Annotated in this window: 16 protein-coding genes; 6 read left to right on the plus strand and 10 right to left on the minus strand. The window is 45.7% G+C overall.

Annotated elements, in window-relative coordinates; all coding sequences use genetic code 11:
* Positions 1-719: 719 nt before the first annotated feature.
* Positions 720-2,378 carry an acyl-CoA dehydrogenase family protein gene (locus ACJJIE_RS12245; RefSeq protein WP_444891870.1) on the plus strand — a complete coding sequence of 553 codons (1,659 nt, stop codon included), beginning with the start codon at positions 720-722 and terminating at the stop codon, positions 2,376-2,378.
* A gap of 72 nt (positions 2,379-2,450) precedes the next feature.
* On the opposite strand, the gene ACJJIE_RS12250 is transcribed toward ACJJIE_RS12245, so the two are convergent.
* The 9 genes from ACJJIE_RS12250 to ACJJIE_RS12290 form a co-directional block, all read right to left on the minus strand.
* Positions 2,451-3,191, minus strand: coding sequence for an SDR family NAD(P)-dependent oxidoreductase (locus ACJJIE_RS12250; protein WP_444891871.1), 741 nt, complete (start codon positions 3,189-3,191; stop codon positions 2,451-2,453).
* A 28-nt stretch (positions 3,192-3,219) separates the two neighbouring features.
* Positions 3,220-5,271: an aminotransferase class I/II-fold pyridoxal phosphate-dependent enzyme gene (locus ACJJIE_RS12255; protein WP_444891872.1), complete on the minus strand. Its 2,052-nt coding sequence runs from the start codon at positions 5,269-5,271 to the stop codon at positions 3,220-3,222.
* A gap of 250 nt (positions 5,272-5,521) precedes the next feature.
* Entirely contained in the window at positions 5,522-5,926 is a 405-nt protein-coding gene (locus ACJJIE_RS12260; RefSeq protein ID WP_444891873.1) for an NUDIX hydrolase, read from the minus strand.
* A gap of 81 nt (positions 5,927-6,007) precedes the next feature.
* Complete coding sequence (locus ACJJIE_RS12265; protein WP_444891874.1) at positions 6,008-7,120, minus strand: phospholipase A; 1,113 nt, start codon at positions 7,118-7,120, stop codon at positions 6,008-6,010.
* Positions 7,121-7,345: 225 nt separating this feature from the next.
* Complete coding sequence (locus ACJJIE_RS12270; RefSeq protein ID WP_444891875.1) at positions 7,346-8,077, minus strand: hypothetical protein; 732 nt, start codon at positions 8,075-8,077, stop codon at positions 7,346-7,348.
* An 826-nt stretch (positions 8,078-8,903) separates the two neighbouring features.
* Positions 8,904-10,223 carry a lysine N(6)-hydroxylase/L-ornithine N(5)-oxygenase family protein gene (locus ACJJIE_RS12275; RefSeq protein WP_444891876.1) on the minus strand — a complete coding sequence of 440 codons (1,320 nt, stop codon included), beginning with the start codon at positions 10,221-10,223 and terminating at the stop codon, positions 8,904-8,906.
* Positions 10,223-12,043 (minus strand): IucA/IucC family protein, encoded by a 1,821-nt coding sequence (locus tag ACJJIE_RS12280; protein ID WP_444891877.1) that lies wholly within the window; start codon positions 12,041-12,043, stop codon positions 10,223-10,225. The genes ACJJIE_RS12275 and ACJJIE_RS12280 overlap by 1 nt, the downstream gene beginning before the upstream one ends.
* Positions 12,040-13,023: a GNAT family N-acetyltransferase gene (locus tag ACJJIE_RS12285; protein WP_444891878.1), complete on the minus strand. Its 984-nt coding sequence runs from the start codon at positions 13,021-13,023 to the stop codon at positions 12,040-12,042. Before ACJJIE_RS12285 ends, ACJJIE_RS12280 begins: the two co-directional genes overlap by 4 nt.
* Before the next feature lie 10 nt (positions 13,024-13,033).
* Positions 13,034-14,950, minus strand: coding sequence for an IucA/IucC family protein (locus tag ACJJIE_RS12290; RefSeq protein WP_444891879.1), 1,917 nt, complete (start codon positions 14,948-14,950; stop codon positions 13,034-13,036).
* A 165-nt stretch (positions 14,951-15,115) separates the two neighbouring features.
* Between ACJJIE_RS12290 and ACJJIE_RS12295 the strand changes: the two genes are divergently transcribed.
* Positions 15,116-16,312 (plus strand): MFS transporter, encoded by a 1,197-nt coding sequence (locus ACJJIE_RS12295; RefSeq protein ID WP_444891880.1) that lies wholly within the window; start codon positions 15,116-15,118, stop codon positions 16,310-16,312.
* A 78-nt stretch (positions 16,313-16,390) separates the two neighbouring features.
* On the opposite strand, the gene ACJJIE_RS12300 is transcribed toward ACJJIE_RS12295, so the two are convergent.
* Positions 16,391-16,900, minus strand: coding sequence for a GNAT family N-acetyltransferase (locus ACJJIE_RS12300; protein ID WP_444891881.1), 510 nt, complete (start codon positions 16,898-16,900; stop codon positions 16,391-16,393).
* Between the two features lie 428 nt (positions 16,901-17,328).
* Between ACJJIE_RS12300 and can the strand changes: the two genes are divergently transcribed.
* The 4 genes from can to ACJJIE_RS12320 all read left to right on the plus strand — a co-directional run bounded on the left by can (position 17,329) and on the right by ACJJIE_RS12320 (position 21,196).
* Entirely contained in the window at positions 17,329-17,985 is a 657-nt protein-coding gene (can, locus tag ACJJIE_RS12305; protein WP_444891882.1) for a carbonate dehydratase, read from the plus strand.
* A 96-nt stretch (positions 17,986-18,081) separates the two neighbouring features.
* A complete protein-coding gene (locus tag ACJJIE_RS12310; RefSeq protein WP_444891883.1) occupies positions 18,082-19,674 on the plus strand; it encodes an FAD-dependent oxidoreductase in 1,593 nt (530 codons plus the stop codon).
* A gap of 118 nt (positions 19,675-19,792) precedes the next feature.
* Entirely contained in the window at positions 19,793-20,305 is a 513-nt protein-coding gene (locus tag ACJJIE_RS12315; protein ID WP_444891884.1) for a flavin reductase family protein, read from the plus strand.
* A gap of 159 nt (positions 20,306-20,464) precedes the next feature.
* Positions 20,465-21,196, plus strand: a complete 732-nt coding sequence (locus ACJJIE_RS12320) for a glycerophosphodiester phosphodiesterase (protein ID WP_444891885.1) — start codon at positions 20,465-20,467, stop codon at positions 21,194-21,196.
* Positions 21,197-21,224 lie beyond the last annotated feature (28 nt).

The raw sequence follows: 21,224 nt of genomic DNA on the forward strand, positions 1-21,224 counted from the left end.
GAGCTAAATCTATTCGATCAACTCACTTACTGCAACCAGTAGTGATCTAGATATCAAAAATTCAATCTTAAGTGTGCCAACCTGGTTCCCTCATACCAGTTTGTAATACAAAGGTATCACGGATAGATAAGCTGAATTAAAAAATCAACATGCTTTGGTATAGATTTTTGAGCAGAATTAGAACCCCAAAAGCTTCATTTTTTTTGGACTAGTCGACAGTATTAACCGATTTATTTCGCTTAATTTGCGGTAAAGAACTCCTCTATCGACAATGAGGTGACAAACATAAGATGGTTCGAGTCTTATTAGAGACAAGATGACAAAATGGTATTCGATAGCAATAAAATATAAATTTCAATTCATTACTTTTAAGCCATATTTGATCGAATAAATACCTCTGTGAATCAATAAAACCCATCCTTGAAAATAAAAACAGCAAAATAACTCACTGCAGGTAAAGAGCTTAAATAGTAATCAGAAAAAAACTTGTTTTATACTCACATTCAGCTATGCATTGAAATTATCCCTTCGCGCAATTAGTAAAACTGTACAACTTATGATTTCGTACCATGTGAAGGTGCCTCTGAAAGATCCGAAGAGGAAGCCTTGCAATGAACTACAGTTGCTGGATCTAATCAACTGCAGCTATAAGCTCTGTAGGGGTATTTAGGGGCTATGCAAAAACTCTCCCAAATAGACACATTTTCTAAGGTAAAGATATGAACAATAAGAGTTATACGCCAAGTTATAACCCCACATATCAAGTTACCAATCAGCCACGCCCTCTATCTGGCCATAACCTCTATATTGGCGATCAGGCATTACAGGAAGCCGTACATGTCAATGGGGCATACTGGGCGAAAGAAGAACTGGAGCGCTATGGGGAAGTATGTGGTAGACCGGAAATGATTGAGCGAGGTTATGCCGCCAACGAGTTTAAACCTATCTTTGAAAGTCACGATCGCTCTGGTCATCGCATCGATCTGGTTAGGTACCACCCCTCCTACCATCAACTTATGCAACTTGCGCTCTCCGAGGGCTTACATAGCTCTCCCTGGACCGACCCTCGTCCTGGAGCCAATGTCGCCAGAGCCGCAAAAAACTTACTACATTCACAACTTGAGGCAGGGCATGGATGCCCCATCACTATGACTTTCGCCTCAGTTCCTTCTATCAAGCTAAACCCTGAAATCGCCAACGAGTGGATCCCCAAGATAACCAATCGAACTTATGACGGAAGTAATCGCCCCTATTTTGAAAAAAGCTCACTGACCATAGGCATGGGTATGACAGAAAAACAGGGGGGGTCAGATGTCAGGGCAAATACCACTACTGCCCTCCCTCTCGAAGAAAATACTTATGAATTATTTGGACATAAATGGTTTATGTCTGCACCTATGTGCGATGCCTTTTTAATTCTTGCGCAAACCCCAAGCGGCCTATCCTGTTTTCTAGTTCCGCGATGGAGGCCTGATGGATCGAAGAATCAGCTTGAAATTCAACGTTTGAAAACGAAGTGCGGCAATGTATCCAATGCATCTTCAGAAGTTGAAATACGCGGCGCATTAGGCTGGCTGATTGGGGAAGAGGGACGAGGAATCAGGGCCATTATAAAGATGGTAGCGCTTACACGATTTGATTGTATGGTCGGCTCAACAGCAGGCCAGCGGCAAGCAGTTATCCAGGCAATATATAACGCAAGTGTGCGTAAAGCATTTGGCAAAAAACTGATTGATCAACCACTAATGCAAAATGTTCTGGCTGATCTACAACTGGAAGTTGAGGGTTCAATTGCTCTTTCCATGCGTATGGCCAGAGCTATGGACCAAGAGGACAGCGAGCATGAGAGAATGCTGCTCAGGCTGGGGGCCGCAGTGGGCAAATACTGGATATGCAAACGCAGTCCCCATCACGCATATGAAGCCATGGAGTGCCTGGGGGGAAACGGCGCCATTGAAAATTTTATTACGGCACGACTGTATCGAGATGCGCCAATTAACGCAATCTGGGAAGGGTCAGGCAATATTCAAGCACTTGATGTTTTGCGCGCCATCACAAAAACACCAACCGTTATTAGTCACTGGTTCGATGAACTGGGGATTAGCCGAGGTATAAATACTTTATTTGATACAGCTGTTGACAAGCTACGAAATGAACTTTCTGACCTAAATCAATTTGAATATCGTGCTCGCCATATTGTTGATCAAATGGCTCTTACCATGCAGGCTCATCTTCTCTTACAAGGAAGTAGCTCCTGTGTCACTGATGCCTTCATTAAATCAAGAATAGGAGCCAGTGGTTTACAAAATACTGGATGCCTACCAACTGGTATCGATATCAAAACGTTACTGGATCGGGGCAACCCTCTTGTAACATAAATAACAGAGAGCTTTCCCAATTTTTAGAAGTCAGACGGTTTCTAATTATCGTAAATAGTTCAAACACAGTTACTACCAGGGTATCTGGCTTCCATCCCAGGATAATAATTTACCAGTATCTAGCCGTGTCAACTGACTTAAGACATCCACAATACGATTAGCGCTCAATTCAGGACTGTAGAGTTTGCTTGGCGGCAAATTAGCTTGAAAAGGTTTGGATAGTGAAGTATCTGTTGTACCTGGATGAATTGCGACTACGCAACTCTCTTCCAGTTTTCGCGCCCACTCAATAGATAGGTTTTTAACCAGCATATTTAATGCTGCTTTGCTGGTGCGATAACTATACCAGCCACCAAGGTAATTATCCGTAATACTTCCCACCTTCGCTGAAAGTGATGCCCACAACAAAGGGTGCCTACGCCGTAAGAATCCATCTAGTGCCCGTGCTAAATGTAAATGGGAAAGTACATTGACCTGCATAGACTGTAACAACCAGTGATCATCACATTGCGATAGGGACTTTTCAGGTCCGTGAAATTCATCGTGTAAAATTCCACAGCAACATATTACCCAATCTGGGGGTTCAGAGTGCTCTGCCAAAAAATTTTCAACGATATCAATAGACTCCGCCTCCTCTAGGGAAACAGATAAATGATGACGCTCTCCAACATGACCAGGAATCATGTCGACTGTAATTCGGCTCAGGGTCAATAGAGTAACCTGAGGATGGCGCCGAATAATTTCGGCGCCAATAGCCTGTGCAATTCCGCCGGAGGCACCGGCAATTAACACAGATTGTGGACTTTCAAGCATACCGGCCTCCGTGCCGGATTATGAAGTGTTATGATTTTCCTGCCTTTTTTTCTGCGGAAGATTGCGCCTTGCCAGGCTTAGCTTTAGGGGTTTCCTTAACCACCCTTAGCATTGGCTCATCAGAGCGGAAAATTAGGCCGTGGATTTCCGTTGTATTCTGCCCCTGAAGAAGCTGCTGTAAGAATTGTACTATTTGAGCCGAAATTTCCTGGCCAGGTACAAGAACTGGAATGCCAGGGGGATAGGGAACAATTTCATCGGCACTGGTTCGACCTACCAAATTTTCGATGGCTTCTGTGCCATTATCCATCAACGGCAATTCTTCTGCTTCCGAAAAGTAGGCATCTGCCGGCAAACAAGTAAACCGGGTAAATTCTGGCAGGCGCCGCGGTGACCCAATATGAATGCGTTTTTGAGTACTTCCGGCCAATTGCTTAAGTGCATGTATCAAGCGAAGCAACTTGCTCTCTGTGCTACCGAGAGTAACAAGCACAGTGATGGTATTGTAGGTGGTCTTTTCTACCTGGATACCATACTGATCAAATAATTTAATCTGCATCTCATTTCCAGAGTAACCACTCTTGGAAATATCAATTGTCACCTTGGTGGGATCAAGACGAATATTATCACCGGCAAGGGGATCAGCAATTAAGTCATCACGAGTCAGTGCACGGAATACGCCAGTTTCATTTACGGCGTTACGTAAAGTTTCCACCATTTGCAAGCATTGCTTCAAGCGGCCATACCCCTCCATCGCCATTTGCTTACGGGCCACATCGAGGCTCGCAATCATTGCGTATTGAGGGCTGGTAGAGGCATGCATATTCAGATTCTCACGAAAACGGAATTCATCGAAATCCGGATCTTGCACGTGAATCATGCTGGCCTGGGAGAAAGCGGATAGCATTTTATGGGTACTTTGCGTCACATAATCTGCACCACACTCCAGTGCAGTAGGACGCAGCTCAGGATGGAAGAAACCATGAGCAAACCAAGCCTCATCCACCAATACTTTCACGCCTCGCTCATGGGCGTAGTCAATAATTGGCTTGAGATCGTAGCGCAGTCCATCATAGGTACAAGAAGTAATTACCAACAGGCGCGCATCACTGTGCTCATCAAGGGCGGCTTCTATATCGGAACGCTTCACCGGTCCGTAAATTCCAAACTCTGGATGCAGGACAGACTTCAAATAAACCGGCTCACACCGGTTCATCACAATCGCGTGATGAACAGATTTGTGACAAGCCTGGTCAACAATAATTTTCCCACCACCACCAAGAATTTGCTGAATAACCACTTTATTCGCGGTAGAGGTACCGTTAGTCAGGAAAAAGGTATGACGAGCTCCAAAAGCCTGAGCCGCCAAGTCCTGGGCCTCCTGAATAACGGAATGGGGCTCGAGTAAACTATCCAGCACTTGAACCGATACGGACAAATCCGTATTGAAGATATGCTCCCCCATAAAACGATAAAAATCCCCTACCCAGGGACTATTTCGCAAGCTATCACCACCAGAGTGGCCTGGGGTGTGCCAAGCATCCCGCGCGGAGAAGACGTATTCTTTCAGGGTATCGGCAAAAGGCGTCGAAGCCCTACGAGCAATAAATGCTTGCACCAAGCGGAACATGTGGTTGAAGTTACCTTCACGACGATCGAATAACTCATCAAAACGACGGCGTAAATTGGCTATGGATTTGGAAGCAGTTTTGCTTGATTTTGACGTTGTGCCGGCAAAACCACTATGGGCAACTAGGAAGATATTAAGCTGGGAACGCAATACATGAATTCGGTCAGCTAGGTCATCTGCAGCATCCAACCCCTTTCCATCGCTGCCACCATCAACAATAACTGCCTGGAGACAATCCTCTTCTTTTGCCAACCTTTCAGCTTCAGAGGGAGCCACTACCATAAAATGGAGACCAAAAGGATTGTCATGTACTGCTGCCGTATTATTGAGGGCACTTACCCACTCATTGGCCAATTTGCTATCAGAACTGACCAGAGCGACTCGGCACTCTAATTTATGGCTGCTTTCACTTAGGTTGCCCAGCTCAGGCATCTTCAAATCCAAACCCATAATTCTTATCCATCAGCATAGCTTGCAGCTTTGTACAGCCTGCTGTATCAATTATTTATTAACTATTTAATTTTATTTACTTTTATAAAGCGCCCACAAACTGCGAAGGCTCTGGAATTCCAGGGCATTAAACACCAGGAGGCAAATACTAATGTAGGAGGGAGGGGAATTCTGCGACTACAACGCATTTGGCGATTTTCGCCAAATGTACCTTGGCACACCAGATCTATTGCCAAGGAAGATAATAAAGTTAGAACTTTGCGCTACGCACAATGCCGTTAAAGCTCAGGCAGTCCTCGACCCTGTGGCGCTGAACCTCAGATAATCTGTCCAGGGGAAAGTAAGCCCAATGTGAATGTTCATCAGAAAGAACGCAGCTTCCACCACTGGTAAAATGGGCCCGAAAAATAAAAACGTGTGAATTATAAGCGTTGTGGTAGTACACGCCACTGAGATACTCAATCTGTACCTCCTTACCAAGCTCTTCATGGCACTCCCGCACCAGAGCCTCATGGGCAGTTTCACCCGGGTCTAGTGCGCCACCGGGCAGACCCCACCTGCGCTCCGCATAGGTCGCTTTCAGCTGCAATACTTCTCCATAAGGATTGGTTATTACTGCGTGGGCACTGAGGCGGTAACTATCATCAAAGGCCATGAATATACCCTGATAATGAGTCAGCTTGAAAAAAGGGAAAACGAGAGCCTATTTGTCTTGAATACACTCTCGCCATTGAAATTAGAACCCCTGGGCTAAAACAAAACCAAAGCCTATTGTCTGTACCGATTCATCGTAATCAAGGAGACTCTCACCATACCCATTGAAATAACGGATATATCCGTCGACACGCCTACCCAAAGGGAAGCCCCAGGTCAACTCCACAGCACCGCGATTATCTGAACGCAAATTATTACGTAACATCAGGGATACAGTGTGACCCCCATCGCGGTAACGTCCACCCAATTCGAAATGCCCAAGGTAGTGCTCGATATCCGGGTTATCATCATCATCCTTGTCCTCTGGTAGCCTATACCAGGGTTTCAGGCTTATCGAATAATTATCACGTTCAAAAATAAAGTTCGCATATACCCTATTCCAGCTGCGGGAGTAAGGCTCACTACGCCCATTTGACTGGTGGTTAATCGCCACTTGATTGGCCACATTATTCCAACCGAACACGCTCCAGTCATTGAGCCAACTTAAAATTAATTCTGGCTCGTGATTTGTCTCGCGGAAGGGAGAAGAATCATCATCGTTATACGCCTGCCAAAAGCTACGATTTGTATAGGCTACACTCAACACGGAAGCCCGGCCTAAAAAACCACGCCAAACAGGCACCTGTACAGATAGCTGGAATTGGACTTCGACATTATCCAGCTCCTCCGCCTCAGCTAACCCCTCAATATCCGCCAACCCACCCTCTTCAGGAGCTGGGTTGTAGACCATTGGTAACACATAATTGGTTTTATGGGATGCCAAGGTAAACGGGTTATTGGCAGCATCCTTGATCGCCTTAGCCCTTCCTCCTAGCAGTACTTTATCCGTCGGTAGTTCTTCCTCATATTCATCAACAAGGAAATCCGCTATCACAGGGTCTTCTTCTAAGGTCAGTTCAGCCCGGACTCTTTGAGCACAGATACGCCGAATTTCCCTTATTGTGACATCCGCATCGGAAACAAGAATTTGCTCATTCAGGCAACGTTTGTGATGGGTTTGCAGGCTTTCCCCTGCATCCACAGAGAAAGTTGATTCTGGTACATCTTCAGCAAAAGCCGTAGGTGGCTGTGCAACTAACCCAAAAGAAGAAAGTAGTGTAAGCCCGGCATAGACCCCTCTTCGATAGTAGGACAAAACGCTTCCCCCAGTCATTTATTGCAAATACGGTGCAAGCTTACACTGGAGAGGTTTACAAGTCCCACTACATAATTTTGCGATTATAGTGACAATACAACCAATCAGACTTGAGAAGCCGTTTTATCAACTTAAAGAGGAAAAAAATTTAACAATTACATACTGGCGAACAATTATTCCAAAGAATGATATATTCATGTGACCAATTATGGCTATTTAGTCTACTCATTTGGGCCATAGTAACCCCTGAAGGTCCGATGACCACTCTAAATCTCTCAACCTGACCTGCCATAGACGACCAGTGCTAGATGGCCAGTCATACCCCACTAGTAGACTTCGACTATCTACGTAACAATGGGCGTCTCTCTCAGCTTCATCGCCTTGATAAATATAGGCACTGATGTCGGCACCCAACTCTTGGGACCTCTGCCCCGCTACATCCCCAGCCATTGGCCTTGCAGTGCGGTGGCTGACCCTTGGGGAAAGCAGCTTACCTCGCTGAGATGGGTCGACAATATCTGGTGAGACAACTTCCAGCCCCCCCTCATATTGAACTAATCTCGACAAGACCGGCCCCATAAACACCCGCATTAAAGGAAATAAAAGCCGCTCTTCCCCCTCAAGGCTAAGTTGCTGTGGGCCATTGGGACCTGTCCAACTGGCTTGAATATCATCGCCTATCGCAGGTTTCATCCCACCCTTCGGCAACAGCTTGTAGTGAGCGCTTACATTATCAACTTCATCCCGCCAGTGGACTACACACTCGCTCACAAGCCCTTGCTCCAAAAAGGCAAAAACTTCTATACCGAACCCCTTGTCACCTACTAAGCGCCGGCTAACGAGAGAGCGCCGCCCCTCCTCATCATCTCCGAGCTGCCAACTATCCTGTACAGGCATCTCCCGACCATCACAACTGTAATGATATCGGCCCTGAGCCAAAGTTGAATTTAAACGCATCGCAGATTCCCTCCTTGCCCACTGCACACCAGACTGGTGGTCCAGTACCCAAAAAGTATTGCACATGGAAGGAAGCTAACCTAGCTTTACACGCCACCTTTAATATAAAAAGCAATTCAAAGAAGTGGTGATTAATCCAAGATCTTAAATGCGGATCAATATAATAAAAATGCTAATTTGCATCTAAAATGTGCTACCGATAAAGAGTAAAAAGGAACTTTTTAAGATCATGCACCAATAGGGTGATTGTCAGACCAAAACTTCAAAAAGCTCATTTTAAGGCATTAGTGGGGGAAGCTTTTAGTGGAGAAGAAGCACTAAAATGAAACTTTACTAATAGATGACCCACTAAAATCGGGAAAGGTTATATCTATAAAAGTACTTACAACTAGAGCTTTTATTATTATTACGCCAAGCAGGGCCCTGTAAACACAAGAAGAGGACAAGTTTAAACAAAAATAAATATAATTGAGGTGATTCGCAGGCGAGAAAATCTGAACTTAAAAATGTTAAAAGTAAGCCCCAAAAAAATCACTATTCAATATCCAAATCATGAATAATACTTTTCATGTCAATACTGGACCACCAATCTATTAGCCGAAATACCGACATTCATCAAGGCTGGGAAAATCCAATAGCTCTTTATCACCTGCAAGACGTATGACTAGTACGCCTTGAAATGGCCCAACTGGTAGAAGGCAACGTCAATTACATACTAGCGACCGCCACACGCAAACCAATCGTCTATTAGACAAAAGTGCCTTGTAGCCAGTAGCCAAAAATCAGCGACTGAGTTAGAGCACTCAGCCACTGATTAGAATTTACCTTAGGCTACTGCGGCCTCTAGATTTTTCCCAGGGCTAATCCAGTTCATAAAGTTATTTGATTCCTGGTTGTCGTATATGGATTCCCGGTGTAAATCATTAACAACCTGCGCAGCCCTCCAGGCGGAAAGACTTAATTGAGGCTCGGCAATACCATGGCTATATCGTCCAGTACCCAAGAAATAAAGTCGACGATCACTTTCATCACTATTTAATTGGGCTGCAAAGGAATCACTCAAAAGAAGGCGTCCCTCCCCATCTCTGGCGATACGGTCTTGCAAAGGTGTAATACAAGGCGGTAACGCTTCACTGAGGCCTGTGCATAAAATAACAATATCCGCATCTAACCACTCTTGCCCTTCAGTTCCACCCACTAAATGGTTTTGTAACTGAACTCGATAAGCACCACATTTGGAAATTTCTAGCATTTCTCGATTGGGCATAAGCACCATACGATTCGTATCACCCTCAAGGTGCACCAATCGATAAAAAAGTTGATATAGTTCTTTCAAGGTATCTGGTGAAATACCATCTGAGGCCAACTTCTGTTCTGCTACAACCTGCTCCTTGCGATGCTGAGATAGTTGACGGAATACATTAACATATTCAGGTGTAAACCAGTCATTAGTGAAAGGGGTTTCATCCAGCGGGAGGTAATTACTACGACGAGAAACCCAAGTAATCTGCTCTGGCTTTCCCCACTGCCGATTGAGCAAGTTAATTACCACCTCGGCTCCAGTCTGCCCCCCACCTATAACTGCAACTCGCTTACCCTGAACATCAGGGTTACGCAGCGCAATTTCCAGAGCGTGGAAACAGGTTTCAGATAATTGCGGACGGCAAAATTCTGGAATATTAGGCTTCTTACCACTAGCAACACATATATTTTTAGCCTTGACTATCTCTTGCCCTTTTGGACCATGGATATCCAACTCAAAATACTCCCCCTTATCCAGAACACTTTGTACTCGACTATCCATCTCCAAAGAATCCAGACGTTTTGCAGCCCACCCCAAGTAATCAGCAAATTCTTGACGGCTAACCGTGCGCTGCTCCGCATTCAGAAAGTCATAAAAGCGTTTTTTCTCAACTAGATAGGCAAGAAAACTATACGGATTAGTTGGATCAACTGGTGTTACCAAATCCTTTAAATAAGACGTTTGCATCATAGCACCAGGTAACATCAGCCCAGGATGCCAGGAAAACTCTGATTTCGCCTCAAAAAAACGATGCTTTAAAGATTTATCCCACATTAGAGCGGCAACCGCGAGGTTAAAAGGACCGGCGCCAATACCAGCTAGATCTAATATATTACTCATCATTATATCTCTGTGGAGGAAACTATATTAAGTTTGGATTCTTTTTTCTCTGGCTTCTGCTCTGATAGCCAAAGGGGATTTTCCAAATCTCCTCCAACTATCGGTACCGGCCTTTCAGCGCTATCACCCCATCCATGCGACAATCGCACCCGATTGATACAAACTCTCTCGATATGAGGACGGAAAATATCAAAAATCTGAAAACGTTCGGCCATTTTAGGGCTATTTCCTGTAATGTTTTTTTGATAATCACGTAAAACCGAAGCTAAAACGCTATAAAATTTGGACTCAGGAAAATCGAGCTCTAACATCAACTGGGAAGACAGGTAACGCAGAACTGTTACAAAATGCCCTGTAAAAAGATCGTGAATAATATAGTTAGGAGGCAGCTGATCAAGGACATCCATTGCTGCCTGAGGAATATCACTCCGCTCAGGAAATTCTCCTTGCGAAAGACGCAGGTCCCCTTGAAAATCTTTCAGTAGAACTCGCGCTACTCGATCCCCTTTCAAAACTAAAGTCAAGTTCTGAGAATGAGCAACTAATCCAACACCATATCGACAGAGCAAATGATATAAAGGCACCACAGTCGCATCAAAAAGGTATTCCAACCACTTTTCAACAGAAAGACCGGAGCTACGAATTAGTGCTGCAATTACAGATCTTCCGCTGGAGTCTTTCTGTAACAATGCAGCCATTAGTAAATGGCGCTCTCCTTCTAAGCAGTGGCTGGCTGGACTTTGGCGCCAAGTCGCCCCCAGCATCTCTCTGTAACGGTAGGGTGTTCCCTTTACTTGCTCGTGATGGAGGTGCGGAACATGTAACCCAGCAACTTCCTGCAAGATACCGGTGCCTCGCCCAGATAGCTCACAATCTTTAACACAAATTTCCTGCATCCATTGTGATAAAGATGGTCCACACTGCATGTATTTACCGGGAATTCCACGGTAACACGATGTATTTAATACTGTTAGTGGCAGTTTGACGTGCAGTGATTGCGGGCGTGGCACATTGGAGAAAGTACGCAACGAGACTTGAGGTAGGTAATGATCGCCAAATTGCCCCAAAAGTACAATATCACCACGACTTATCTGCTGCGCATAATGCTGAGAAATATGGTGCTGCCACTGCCAAGGATGAACTGGAAGTGGAATAAATTCTTGCCAATTGACCTTCTTTTCCTGACAAGCATCTTCCATTAACTGTATTTGATCAGCTGACAGGCTCTCTTTTAGTAACTGCTGCCAATTCCAACGCTCACTATGCCCATTGACAGTCATTTCCTCGCGAACAGCCAACCATAAAAAGCGAACACCCTCACCAGCTTCAGTAGCATAGGTTCTAAACTCCTGAGCCCCCCAGCCAATACGCCCCTTATTGATCATTGCTTTTGGGTGCCCATCCAAAAAGCATTGCAGTTGCTCGTCAGTAAACTGAGCCAAATCTTCTGCTGAGAAAGCCTCACGCTTCTCAAGTAAAGCAACATCAGCAACTAAGGTATTTGCCAATTCATGCAATAAGCCACCCAGTGTGCTGGCTGCTATTTTTAGGTCTTCCGCAGCATCAATAAAAAACTGAGCCACATCATTTGCAATCAGCTTTTCAGCACCCTGACACCTTTGAATAGTCTCCCCATCAATTAGCAGCCAATCCCAGATAGTCGGGATACCGTTAAATTGATAGTTCACCCCAGACTTAAGCCTAACAATATAAGATTCTTCAGATTCCTGCTCAGCGCTTAAAGCTTGCTCATAGCAAAGTTCTGATAAAGACTTAGCAAGCGTTTTTCGATTTGCCTGAGCCCAATAACTATCTTTCTTCATACTTTCCCCGCCCCCTCGAAGAAGTCAGCTCTATCGCAGGAGATAAGTGCCGCTCGCTTATGAGGAAAATCAAACTCTTTTACTTTTTTCCAACCAAAAGTTCCATTCATATACTTCAGTAGGGGACCATTATCAGCTCTAGGCTCACCAACTAGGGTCTGTGTTCGACTATCATCCAAAAACATAAAATGGGATACGCCCTTAAGCCAAGCCAGCGCATAACGCCGACCAAGAAAACGACTGTTACCCACCAACATATGCGCCCCACGATCAAAGGAATGGCATTCGTAGTAAGGAGCTATACGATCCTCAAGCGCCCAATAAACCTCAAAATATGCGAAGGGCACATCGTCAAAGGAAGCAATTAACGGATACTTATGGGGATCTTGAATAACCTCCCGAATAAACTTTTTCTGCTTTTCTAGATCGCCTTCTTCTTCCCAAAATTTCGCAACACGCCCTACATTCATCCAGCTTGTAAAAAGCTCCAGATCTTTATCTGGATCTAAATGACGGAGGCTAAGATCCATCCCCAAGGTGTGGAAATGACGCCTGTACACTTCTCCCTTCACAGGCTCAGCTCTGAAAGGATGTTTTACACCTTGATCATTTTCGACCCACCTCAGTGGGAATGTTCCGCCATTATTTCCTCGATACCAGATTTCTGTCTGCTGATAAAAATCAGACTTGAATATTTCTTTTATTTTATCCCCATTTAAAGAAACAAGTTCAACAATCGCAACATCGCCATGGATATCAAATAGCCACTCCAGCCATCCATTTAACTTAGACGATTCAGCCTCATCATGGGGGATTTGTATTTGAGCATTACTGCCATTATTTACATTCAATAACGCAAAAAAAGTATTGCTATCCAGCTGACATTGATAACCTTCACCATCAAGAGTCCATCGCCTTCCATCAGGTAGGGCTCCTTGCTGCATTACTTCTAGTTCGGCTTTAGCTTTTATGTCGCTCATCAATCGATCCTTAGGTATTTGAACAGTCCAGGCTATCTGAACAAGCAGGGGATGGTTCTTCAGTTTCTTTCAAAGGGTTAATCATAGAGTGGTAAATTGACAACGGGTCATCACTAGTATTTTCATTCATGCCAATAACTGCACATTGGAAATTCCCCTTTGCCCATATCTGTTCAGACTGGAGTAAATATTCCAACCCACTGCGATCACGTCGCTGACCGTCATAGAGTTTCTGAACCCGGTCACGGAGTTGATTTAGCAAGTCCCTTTCACTAACTAGCCCAGCGGCAGCAACTGCCGAAATCAAGCCAAAGCAGCTATTAACAATGAGGTAGTAAACGAATAAACGGTTGGCCATTTCTTCATTAACTACATTTTCACTATTTTGCGCGAGATTAGGTAAATAAGGTTTCAGCAGCTCTTCACCGAGATAGCTGTAACCGCTACCTTGGCAATCACGAAAATATCCAGCGACTGGCATAGGTCCGTCAAAGCGCAGAATTAAATTTTGTTGATGTGCGCCAAACAGAATTCCAAAATCTGCCTGAGCTATTAACAAAGGCTCAATCACAGCATCAACAAATGCATCAAACCAAAGCTTGGAAGCAACGATAGATGATAGATTTTGCTCTTTTGCCAGCTGAGAGATAAGTTGAGCTGCACGACAGCTCTCTGCATCCGGGTGGTCTTGGGTTAAAGTAGCTAGCAGACAAGTATTTTCTGCTGCCTCGCCAACGAATGGGTTCTCCCGGAACATTACCAGACTTTCGATCACCGGATTTCCGGACTGGTCAGCTAGCATCAAATAGGCCGGCTCAGCTAAAACCTGAAAATTAGGATAACGTTGAGCGAAATCTTGACCAATTGGAGTCTCTCGTACTTTTAGGACTTCCAATCCCCTTGTCATTTCTTTCGGTTGTAAAGTGCGCACCGAATTAGTCAAGCGCAGGCTGAGGGAGAACTTCAGCATATAGGAGCTCTCAGCGCTATACACTGCACGTAGCGATGATGTCGCTCTCCAAGCTCCAGAGCCTAGCCCCAGCTCAACGACGCTGCCACTTTCCAATAACTGAGTGATTCTGTGATCTCTCTGCAACTGTTGCCACTGCCAGGGATGAGCGGGAATTGCAACAAACCCCTTTGGCGGCTGAGAGACACCATCAGTTTCACGAACAAGATCAGCGAGTTGATCTGCTGACTCTTGAGCTCCACTAGCACCGGATAAAAACTGAGGATCTACGCCTAGCCACATCAGTGAAAAACTGTTGCCGAATTCCGGGGCAAAACACTCAGCATCCCGATCAGTGAAAGGCTCCCTGCTCTTGGGGGTTGGGTGAATGGAGTGACCACAAAGTAAAGCTTGCTCCGACTCACCAAAAGACAACACTTCACCAAACAAGCGCTCCATATCCTGGTTGCGCGCCTGTAAGGCCTGAGTCATGTTCCGGACACTCGCTTGCACACGATCGGCAAACACCTGTCGCGACTGCTCTCCAGCTCCGGGGAAAAAAGCGGGGTCATCAGCAATCAACCGAGCACATTCAGCCATCGATACCACTTGGCTTCTTAAGGAGCTTTGTCGCCAAACTATCGGTAACTCGAACTGGTGCCTGCCACATTCACTACGATAGATCACGTTCAGCCATAACTCAGTCCCAGTTTCCGGGAGAGATACACAAACAGCAGGAGCCTTGATGCCCTCGGGGAATGATGTGTCGCTATGCTCGTACCACTGGCCACTGTTTGTTTCACGCAGCAATGCATTGAAGAAGCAATTAGCTGACAGTCTTTCAGCAGAACATTTGACCTTTTGCTTTTCAGCAGTCATATTTGCCGGCCGCTCAGAAGTAGCCGGGTTCATACTATGAGCATCAGAAGCTCCTGTAGCGGCGCCCAAAGAAGCCCCGTTGAGATCTGGATTATTCATGAGTAAGGTTCTTTTACAGAATTGTAATGAGAATGATTTGTATTTATATTATCATGTCTTGAAAATTAGTACATATCAAGCCTTTTAGTAGGGAAATTATTCGGCTGAGAACTTTTCTTTAAGGAAAATAGGACTTTTTCCCAGGTTTTAATCTCTGGAGCCCGAATGAGCAGCCCCACTCACTTCCAAAAAATAAACTGGATTGTTGCCAGCCAAGGTGCGGCCCAGGTCATCTTGCTGACCCAGATCCCCTTGATCATCAAGTACTGTGGACTGGATCTGGCAACCCTTGGCGCACTGGTTGCGGTCAGTACTTTTTGCCTAATGATTGCAGGCCCTATTTGGGGAGAGCTGGGCGACAAAATTGGAAGGAAACCGATACTGTTATTCGGGCTCAGTGGGGCACTGCTTTCCCAGGTATTATTCGTAGCCCTATTAGTTGCCTTGGCCCAAGGACACCTGGAAACTAACTCAGCACTTATAGCCCTGGTTGCCAGTAGAGTCCTTTACGGATTGAATGCCGCTGCGATTTTCCCCTGCTGCCAGGCTTGGGCTCTTGAATTGGGAGAGAAAGACCAGCAGTTATCTATTCTCTCGGGGATCAGCGCTGCCGCAAATTTAGGGCGAGGACTGGGACCTTTACTTGCCCTGCCTGCACTCATCGCAGGTAGCTTATGGCCATTACTGTGGCTACTTCTCCTGCCTTTTTCCGCATTAATCCTGACACTCTTTTTGCCCCAATCCCCAGAAAAAACTATAACTGCAAAAGAAACTGAGAAAACTAACCTTCCCACTGCAACCATTAGTTTATTCACAATAGCGTTGTTAGGCACGGTAAGTATTGGGCAGTTACAAGTTGTCATGGGGCCAGTGCTACAAGATTTATACGGCTTAAGTGCATTGGGGGCATCATCGACAACTGCTGTTCTTCTCGCCTCCGTCGCAATTTGCGGCTTTCTTGTACAGGTGGGATTAGTAAGAAAAATAGAACGCCCACAGATCAGTTTAATGATTGGGGTTTTATGCGTATGCCTGGGCACTATGACCCTGTCTCTAACTCTCGGTAGTGCCCTTGCAGCTCCAGGTCTGATGCTATTTGTTATTGGTGTTGCCTTTTTGGTTCCAGGCTACAGCGCTCTCGTGAGCCGAGGGCAACAACGTAGTGGCCGCTTGTTCGGCCTTTTGTCACTAATGCACACTGGGGGCTACACAATAGGCTTTGCTCTTGGTGGCTGGCTCTATGAACAAAGCTCTTCGCAACCTTTAATAGGAATGTTATTCAGTGTCAGTTTAATAGCCATACTCACATTGACAAACTTTGTTATTTCTTGGAAAAAATCACCTAACGTAAGTGCTATATAATCTCTGAAGTGAATCACAGCAATTACCTATTTAATTCGGTAATTGCTGTCTCAAAAGCTAGATTGCGAACACTGCTCTTTAAAGATAGCGCTGCCAAAACTCAGCTTGCCCCATCTCTTCATCTAACGTATAAGGTTTGAAACCCGTCTTAAGATAAGCAGCCCGTGCAGTATAATTTCTTTGCAGAACTTCCAGAGTAAGTTTGCAACAACCTCTCCTTTTTGCTTCTTTTGCCAAGAAATCCATCATGGCAGTACACACCCCCAACCCTCGAGCTGATTCACTAACAACTACATCGTGAATATTGATCAGTGGCTTACATAAAAAAGTGGAAAAGCCAGTAAAGCAATTAACAAGTCCTACTGCAGCTTCACCTCGGTAAGCAAGAATGCTAAAGGCCCCGGGAAATTCTTTTAATGCTGGCACCAAGCTAGACCGGCAGAGTTCTGAAAGAGGTTCTCCCCCACCGAATGGATGGAGCGCGTACTCCTCCATCAAAGCGACTACGCTCTTCGCATCCTCTGGTTCATCGTAATTTGCCAGATCAACCTTTAAATGAATATCGACATCAAAACCTGCTAACGCCATATATTTCTCGTTTTTACTTCCCTATTCATTCAAAACTTCATTAAATATGATTTCTTGAGCCCTACTCTAGAAAGGTAGAATAACGAATTTACTAGGTAACTTCAGTATCCCTTTGCCCTGATATCGATTCGAACTTTCCATTATCCTCCGCTAGGAAATACTGTAAATAACTGCGTAAACGTGTCCTCCTAGCCAGCAATTGGCGCACCCTTAGGCGATGCCGCCCCACTGAGTTGGAGCGCCTGGAAACCCTCTGCCGCTTTCCTGGAATGGCGCTTTTTTTTCTTCCCATGATCTTAGATTCCTTTATAGACCAGGTTCGAGCCAATAGTCACTTTTTTAGATTAGACCAGATGCACTTGGCGCGCACGAACAAAGTCGCTATGCTGCGGGCTAATTGTCCAAACGGTCACATCAGGATAGATTCATTGCACCCGCTCAATCATTTAATAGAGAATAACCAGCATTGGTCAGAGGCCACTCGCGAAGACGAACCTGACTTTTTCCTTAAACTGTCCGAGCAGCAAAGCCCCGAATACCTCTGGATTGGCTGCGCTGATAGCCGCGTTCCCGCCAATGAAATTGTCGGCCTGCTACCGGGCGAGCTTTTTGTGCACAGAAATGTTGCCAATGTCGTTGTTCATACAGACCTGAACTGCCTATCAGTACTGCAATATGCCGTAGAGATCCTAAAAGTAAAACATATTATTGTCTGTGGTCATTACGGATGTGGCGGCGTCCAGGCAGCTTTAAATAATGAGCAACTGGGCCTGATAGATAACTGGCTGAGACATATTCAAGATGTCAGGGATAAACACCACACCTTGATCGATCTTTTCCAGCAACAACAGCGCACAGACTTACTGTGTGAACTCAATGTTCTGGAGCAGGTAATACACGTTTGCCAGACCACTATTGTTCGCGATGCTTGGCGAGCGGGCCAGGAACTCACCGTTAATGGGTGGGTATATGGTCTCAAAGATGGTCTGGTGCATGATTTAGGTATTTCAATCAAGCACCCCGGGGAAATTGCTGATATTTACCAAAGTGCTCTCAGTAAAATCGCCCAGTGCGGCGCTGAATAATACAACCTACTCACTACGTCCTGTGTTTTTACCACTATAAATGGAAAAGACCCGGCCATTTTAGCTACCGGGTCCATCCCTGCTTGGTGGATAAACATGTCGGCATACAAAAAGTGGCAGTGCCAGAACTGCGGCTGGATATACGATGAATCAAAAGGTTGGCCTGAGGACGGAATAGCTCCCGGCACTCGCTGGGAAGATATACCTGAAGATTGGTACTGCCCTGAGTGTGGTGCCGCCAAGCAAGATTTCTCCATGCTGCAGGTCAGTGGCGATACTGCTCAAGATAGTCAAACTGGCTTTCGCATCTGGGAATGCATGGTATGTGGCTGGACATATAATGAAGCCGAAGGACGTCCTCATGATGGCATAGATCCCGGTACTCGCTGGGAGGATATTCCCGAAGACTGGAGCTGTCCACAGTGTGGTGTGAGTAAGCAAGAGTTCGATATGGTCCTTGTAAGGCAAGGTCCTATCGAAACTCCCCCTTTGGCAATCAAAGATGCCGATAATACAACCTCAATACCCCTGGTAATTATTGGAACAGGGCTAGCTGGATACAATTTGGCGCGGGAATTTCGCAAGCTTGCTCCCCTGTCCCCCCTCCTGTTGATTACTTCTGATGACGGAGCCTTTTACTCCAAACCTCTGCTGTCAGCCTCTTTTTCTCACGGTAAGACGGCGCAACAGCTCAGCTCTGCCAGTGCCGAAGATATGGCCAGGGAACTCAGAGCACAGATTCTGGTTCACACTCGGGTCATACATATAGATCGCACCAAAAGAGTCCTGACGATTCAACAGGATGGCGCAGAGCATATATCCAAGCTTTCCTACGGGAAGCTGGTACTTGCAATCGGAGCCAAATGTCACAAGCTTCCCCACTTCGAAGGCAATGCCCTGGCACATATCTTTCGCATTAATAATCTCAAGGATTACCACCGTTTTCGTACCGCCTTGATAGGTCACAAGCGCATACTGCTCTTGGGTGCCGGCTTGATCGGTTGTGAATTTGCCAACGACCTGATTCAGGCGGGCTTCGAAGTGAGCCTGGTTGACAAGGAGAAATGGCCACTGGCAACACTACTTCCCGAAATTGCCGCTCGCGATCTTCAGAGTTCTTTGGAGAGCTATGGCGTACGCTTTTATGGGGGCGCACCACTAACCCATATCGAAAAGTCAAACACCGGTATCCGTGCATGTTTGAAAGAGGGAAGGCAAATAGAAGCCGATATTGTGTTGGCTGCATTAGGTCTCGAAGCCAATACAGGATTAGCCACCATGGCCGGCCTAAACACACAAAAAGGTATTGCTGTAGATCGGTACTTACAAACAAGCGATCCAAATATCTACGCCTTGGGGGATTGTGCGGAAATTGACGGCTACCAACTGCTCTTTGTCGCTCCCCTAATCACTTGTGCAAAAAACCTGGCACGAACCTTATCTGGCAATCCGAGCCAAATTTGTTTTGGTGTAATTCCCGTAGCCGTAAAAACAACCCTACACCCAACTATCGTTTGCCCTCCTCGTCCCAATGCCAAAGGAAGCTGGAAGGTCAGCCGGGAAGACTCTGGAGTTTGTGCCGAATTTCGTAATCAAAAGGGCGACTTACTAGGCTTTGCTCTTACAGGCAGTGCGATTATCCACAAGGAAAGACTCAGCCAGGTATGCCAACCAATAATGAACGATTAGTCATAAAATGACTGGTAATCGTTTTTATTTCAATAACAATTCGAGGTAAAGCGCGCAAATCGCTCTCTTTTGCCTTAAAATGGCCGCCCTTTACAGTTTTGGTACAAGTAGCCTTAGTATGACGACAGAGAAAAGCCGTACGATTTCCCCGTCACCCGAGCAAAGCCGGCTGTTACGGGACACCCTCGGCCACTTTGCTACCGGTGTGACTGTCATTACCACTCAGGATACCAACGGCCAACCAGCTGGAATGACAGCTAATAGCTTTAATTCCGTCTCTCTGAACCCCGCCCTGGTTCTATGGAGCATAGACAAGCAATCCATGGGCTATAAGGCATTTACCACTCGAGAGCACTTTGCGGTGCATATCCTGCGGGCAGACCAACAACATGTTTCCAACCTCTTTGCCGGTCGGGGGGCAGACAAGTTTGGACAAGTCAGTTGGTATGAAGGCCCCAATGGAATACCCCGTCTTGAAGAGTGTGCAGCCTACTTCCATTGTCGCCGGATACAGTGCATTGATGGTGGTGACCACACGATACTTTTAGGTGAGGTTCTCGAATTTTCTGCTTTTGGCGGTGAACCTTTGGTTTTCCATCAGGGGTGTTATCGCGCCCTGGCTGGAGAATAACAACAAAGCTTCCAAACTGGCAAATCTTCCCAAAAGCTATAAAAATAAATTTTTAATGCCAATTAACCAGTATTTGGCAGAAACCTTGGTGTTGCTTTAGTGACCTCGTAATAATTTAAGGGCAGTCTACAGCAAACCGTGAAAATGGACTGATAAACCATGACTTCAGCTACGCTCTTCTGTTTCGCCCATCGGGGTTATCAACAGCGGGCCAGTGAAAATACTCTCCAGGCAATCGGGCATGCGTTGGAACTCAACGTAGGGGGTATTGAAATTGATGTATGGAATATTGGTGGACAGCTTCTAGTAAAGCACGACCGACGTCTAGGGCGCCTTATAGCGGGCTCTGAGCTAATCACCGAAATGCACCCCGATGCCCTAAAGGAGAGATCTCTCCCTTGCGGAAATAAAATCCCCACATTGCGGGAAGTTCTGGAGCTTGTAGGCAATAGTGCCCTGCTCAATATCGAACTTAAAGGACCCAACTGTGCAGGTCTTTTCGCAGATGAAATCCACACCTTTACTCAGGATACTGGCGCAAGCTACGAGCAGTATATCGTCTCGTCTTTCGACCACCGACAGCTGTTCCAGTGCTTGCAATTAGCTCCAGAAGTCAGAAGGGGAGTGCTGATTTCCGGTGTTCCACTCGATCTTGCAGCCTGCTCTTCCCCCTTAAAAGCCTACTCATTACATACGAACGTGGATTTTATAAATGCAGATTTAATAGCTGATGCAAAACAACGCGGGCTTAAGAACTACGTATTTACTGTCAACGACCCTAACGATTTGGTACTTTTAGCAGCTCAAGGGGTGGATGGGGTTTTCACCGATGAACCCCAAATCGTATTAGATTTTAATGCCCGTGCTGAATTCACAAAAACTGGCACATAGGGAATTGCTGAAGGTTCAGCAAAGATAA

Source organism: Microbulbifer maximicatervae (SeqCode) (assembly GCF_052467325.1).

Excerpts from the sequence above, each read along its gene's own strand:
- ACJJIE_RS12260 (WP_444891873.1), bottom strand. The coding sequence starts at position 5,926 with ATGGCCTTTGATGATAGTTACCGCCTCAGTGCCCACGCAGTAATAACC.
- ACJJIE_RS12280 (WP_444891877.1), bottom strand. The coding sequence starts at position 12,043 with ATGAAGAAAGATAGTTATTGGGCTCAGGCAAATCGAAAAACGCTTGCT.
- ACJJIE_RS12300 (WP_444891881.1), bottom strand. The coding sequence starts at position 16,900 with ATGGCGTTAGCAGGTTTTGATGTCGATATTCATTTAAAGGTTGATCTG.
- ACJJIE_RS12270 (WP_444891875.1), bottom strand. The coding sequence starts at position 8,077 with ATGCGTTTAAATTCAACTTTGGCTCAGGGCCGATATCATTACAGTTGT.
- ACJJIE_RS12275 (WP_444891876.1), bottom strand. The coding sequence starts at position 10,223 with ATGATGAGTAATATATTAGATCTAGCTGGTATTGGCGCCGGTCCTTTT.
- ACJJIE_RS12250 (WP_444891871.1), bottom strand. The coding sequence starts at position 3,191 with ATGCTTGAAAGTCCACAATCTGTGTTAATTGCCGGTGCCTCCGGCGGA.
- ACJJIE_RS12245 (WP_444891870.1), top strand. The coding sequence starts at position 720 with ATGAACAATAAGAGTTATACGCCAAGTTATAACCCCACATATCAAGTT.
- ACJJIE_RS12290 (WP_444891879.1), bottom strand. The coding sequence starts at position 14,950 with ATGAATAATCCAGATCTCAACGGGGCTTCTTTGGGCGCCGCTACAGGA.
- ACJJIE_RS12295 (WP_444891880.1), top strand. The coding sequence starts at position 15,116 with ATGAGCAGCCCCACTCACTTCCAAAAAATAAACTGGATTGTTGCCAGC.
- ACJJIE_RS12255 (WP_444891872.1), bottom strand. The coding sequence starts at position 5,271 with ATGGGTTTGGATTTGAAGATGCCTGAGCTGGGCAACCTAAGTGAAAGC.
- ACJJIE_RS12320 (WP_444891885.1), top strand. The coding sequence starts at position 20,465 with ATGACTTCAGCTACGCTCTTCTGTTTCGCCCATCGGGGTTATCAACAG.
- ACJJIE_RS12310 (WP_444891883.1), top strand. The coding sequence starts at position 18,082 with ATGTCGGCATACAAAAAGTGGCAGTGCCAGAACTGCGGCTGGATATAC.
- ACJJIE_RS12285 (WP_444891878.1), bottom strand. The coding sequence starts at position 13,023 with ATGAGCGACATAAAAGCTAAAGCCGAACTAGAAGTAATGCAGCAAGGA.
- ACJJIE_RS12315 (WP_444891884.1), top strand. The coding sequence starts at position 19,793 with ATGACGACAGAGAAAAGCCGTACGATTTCCCCGTCACCCGAGCAAAGC.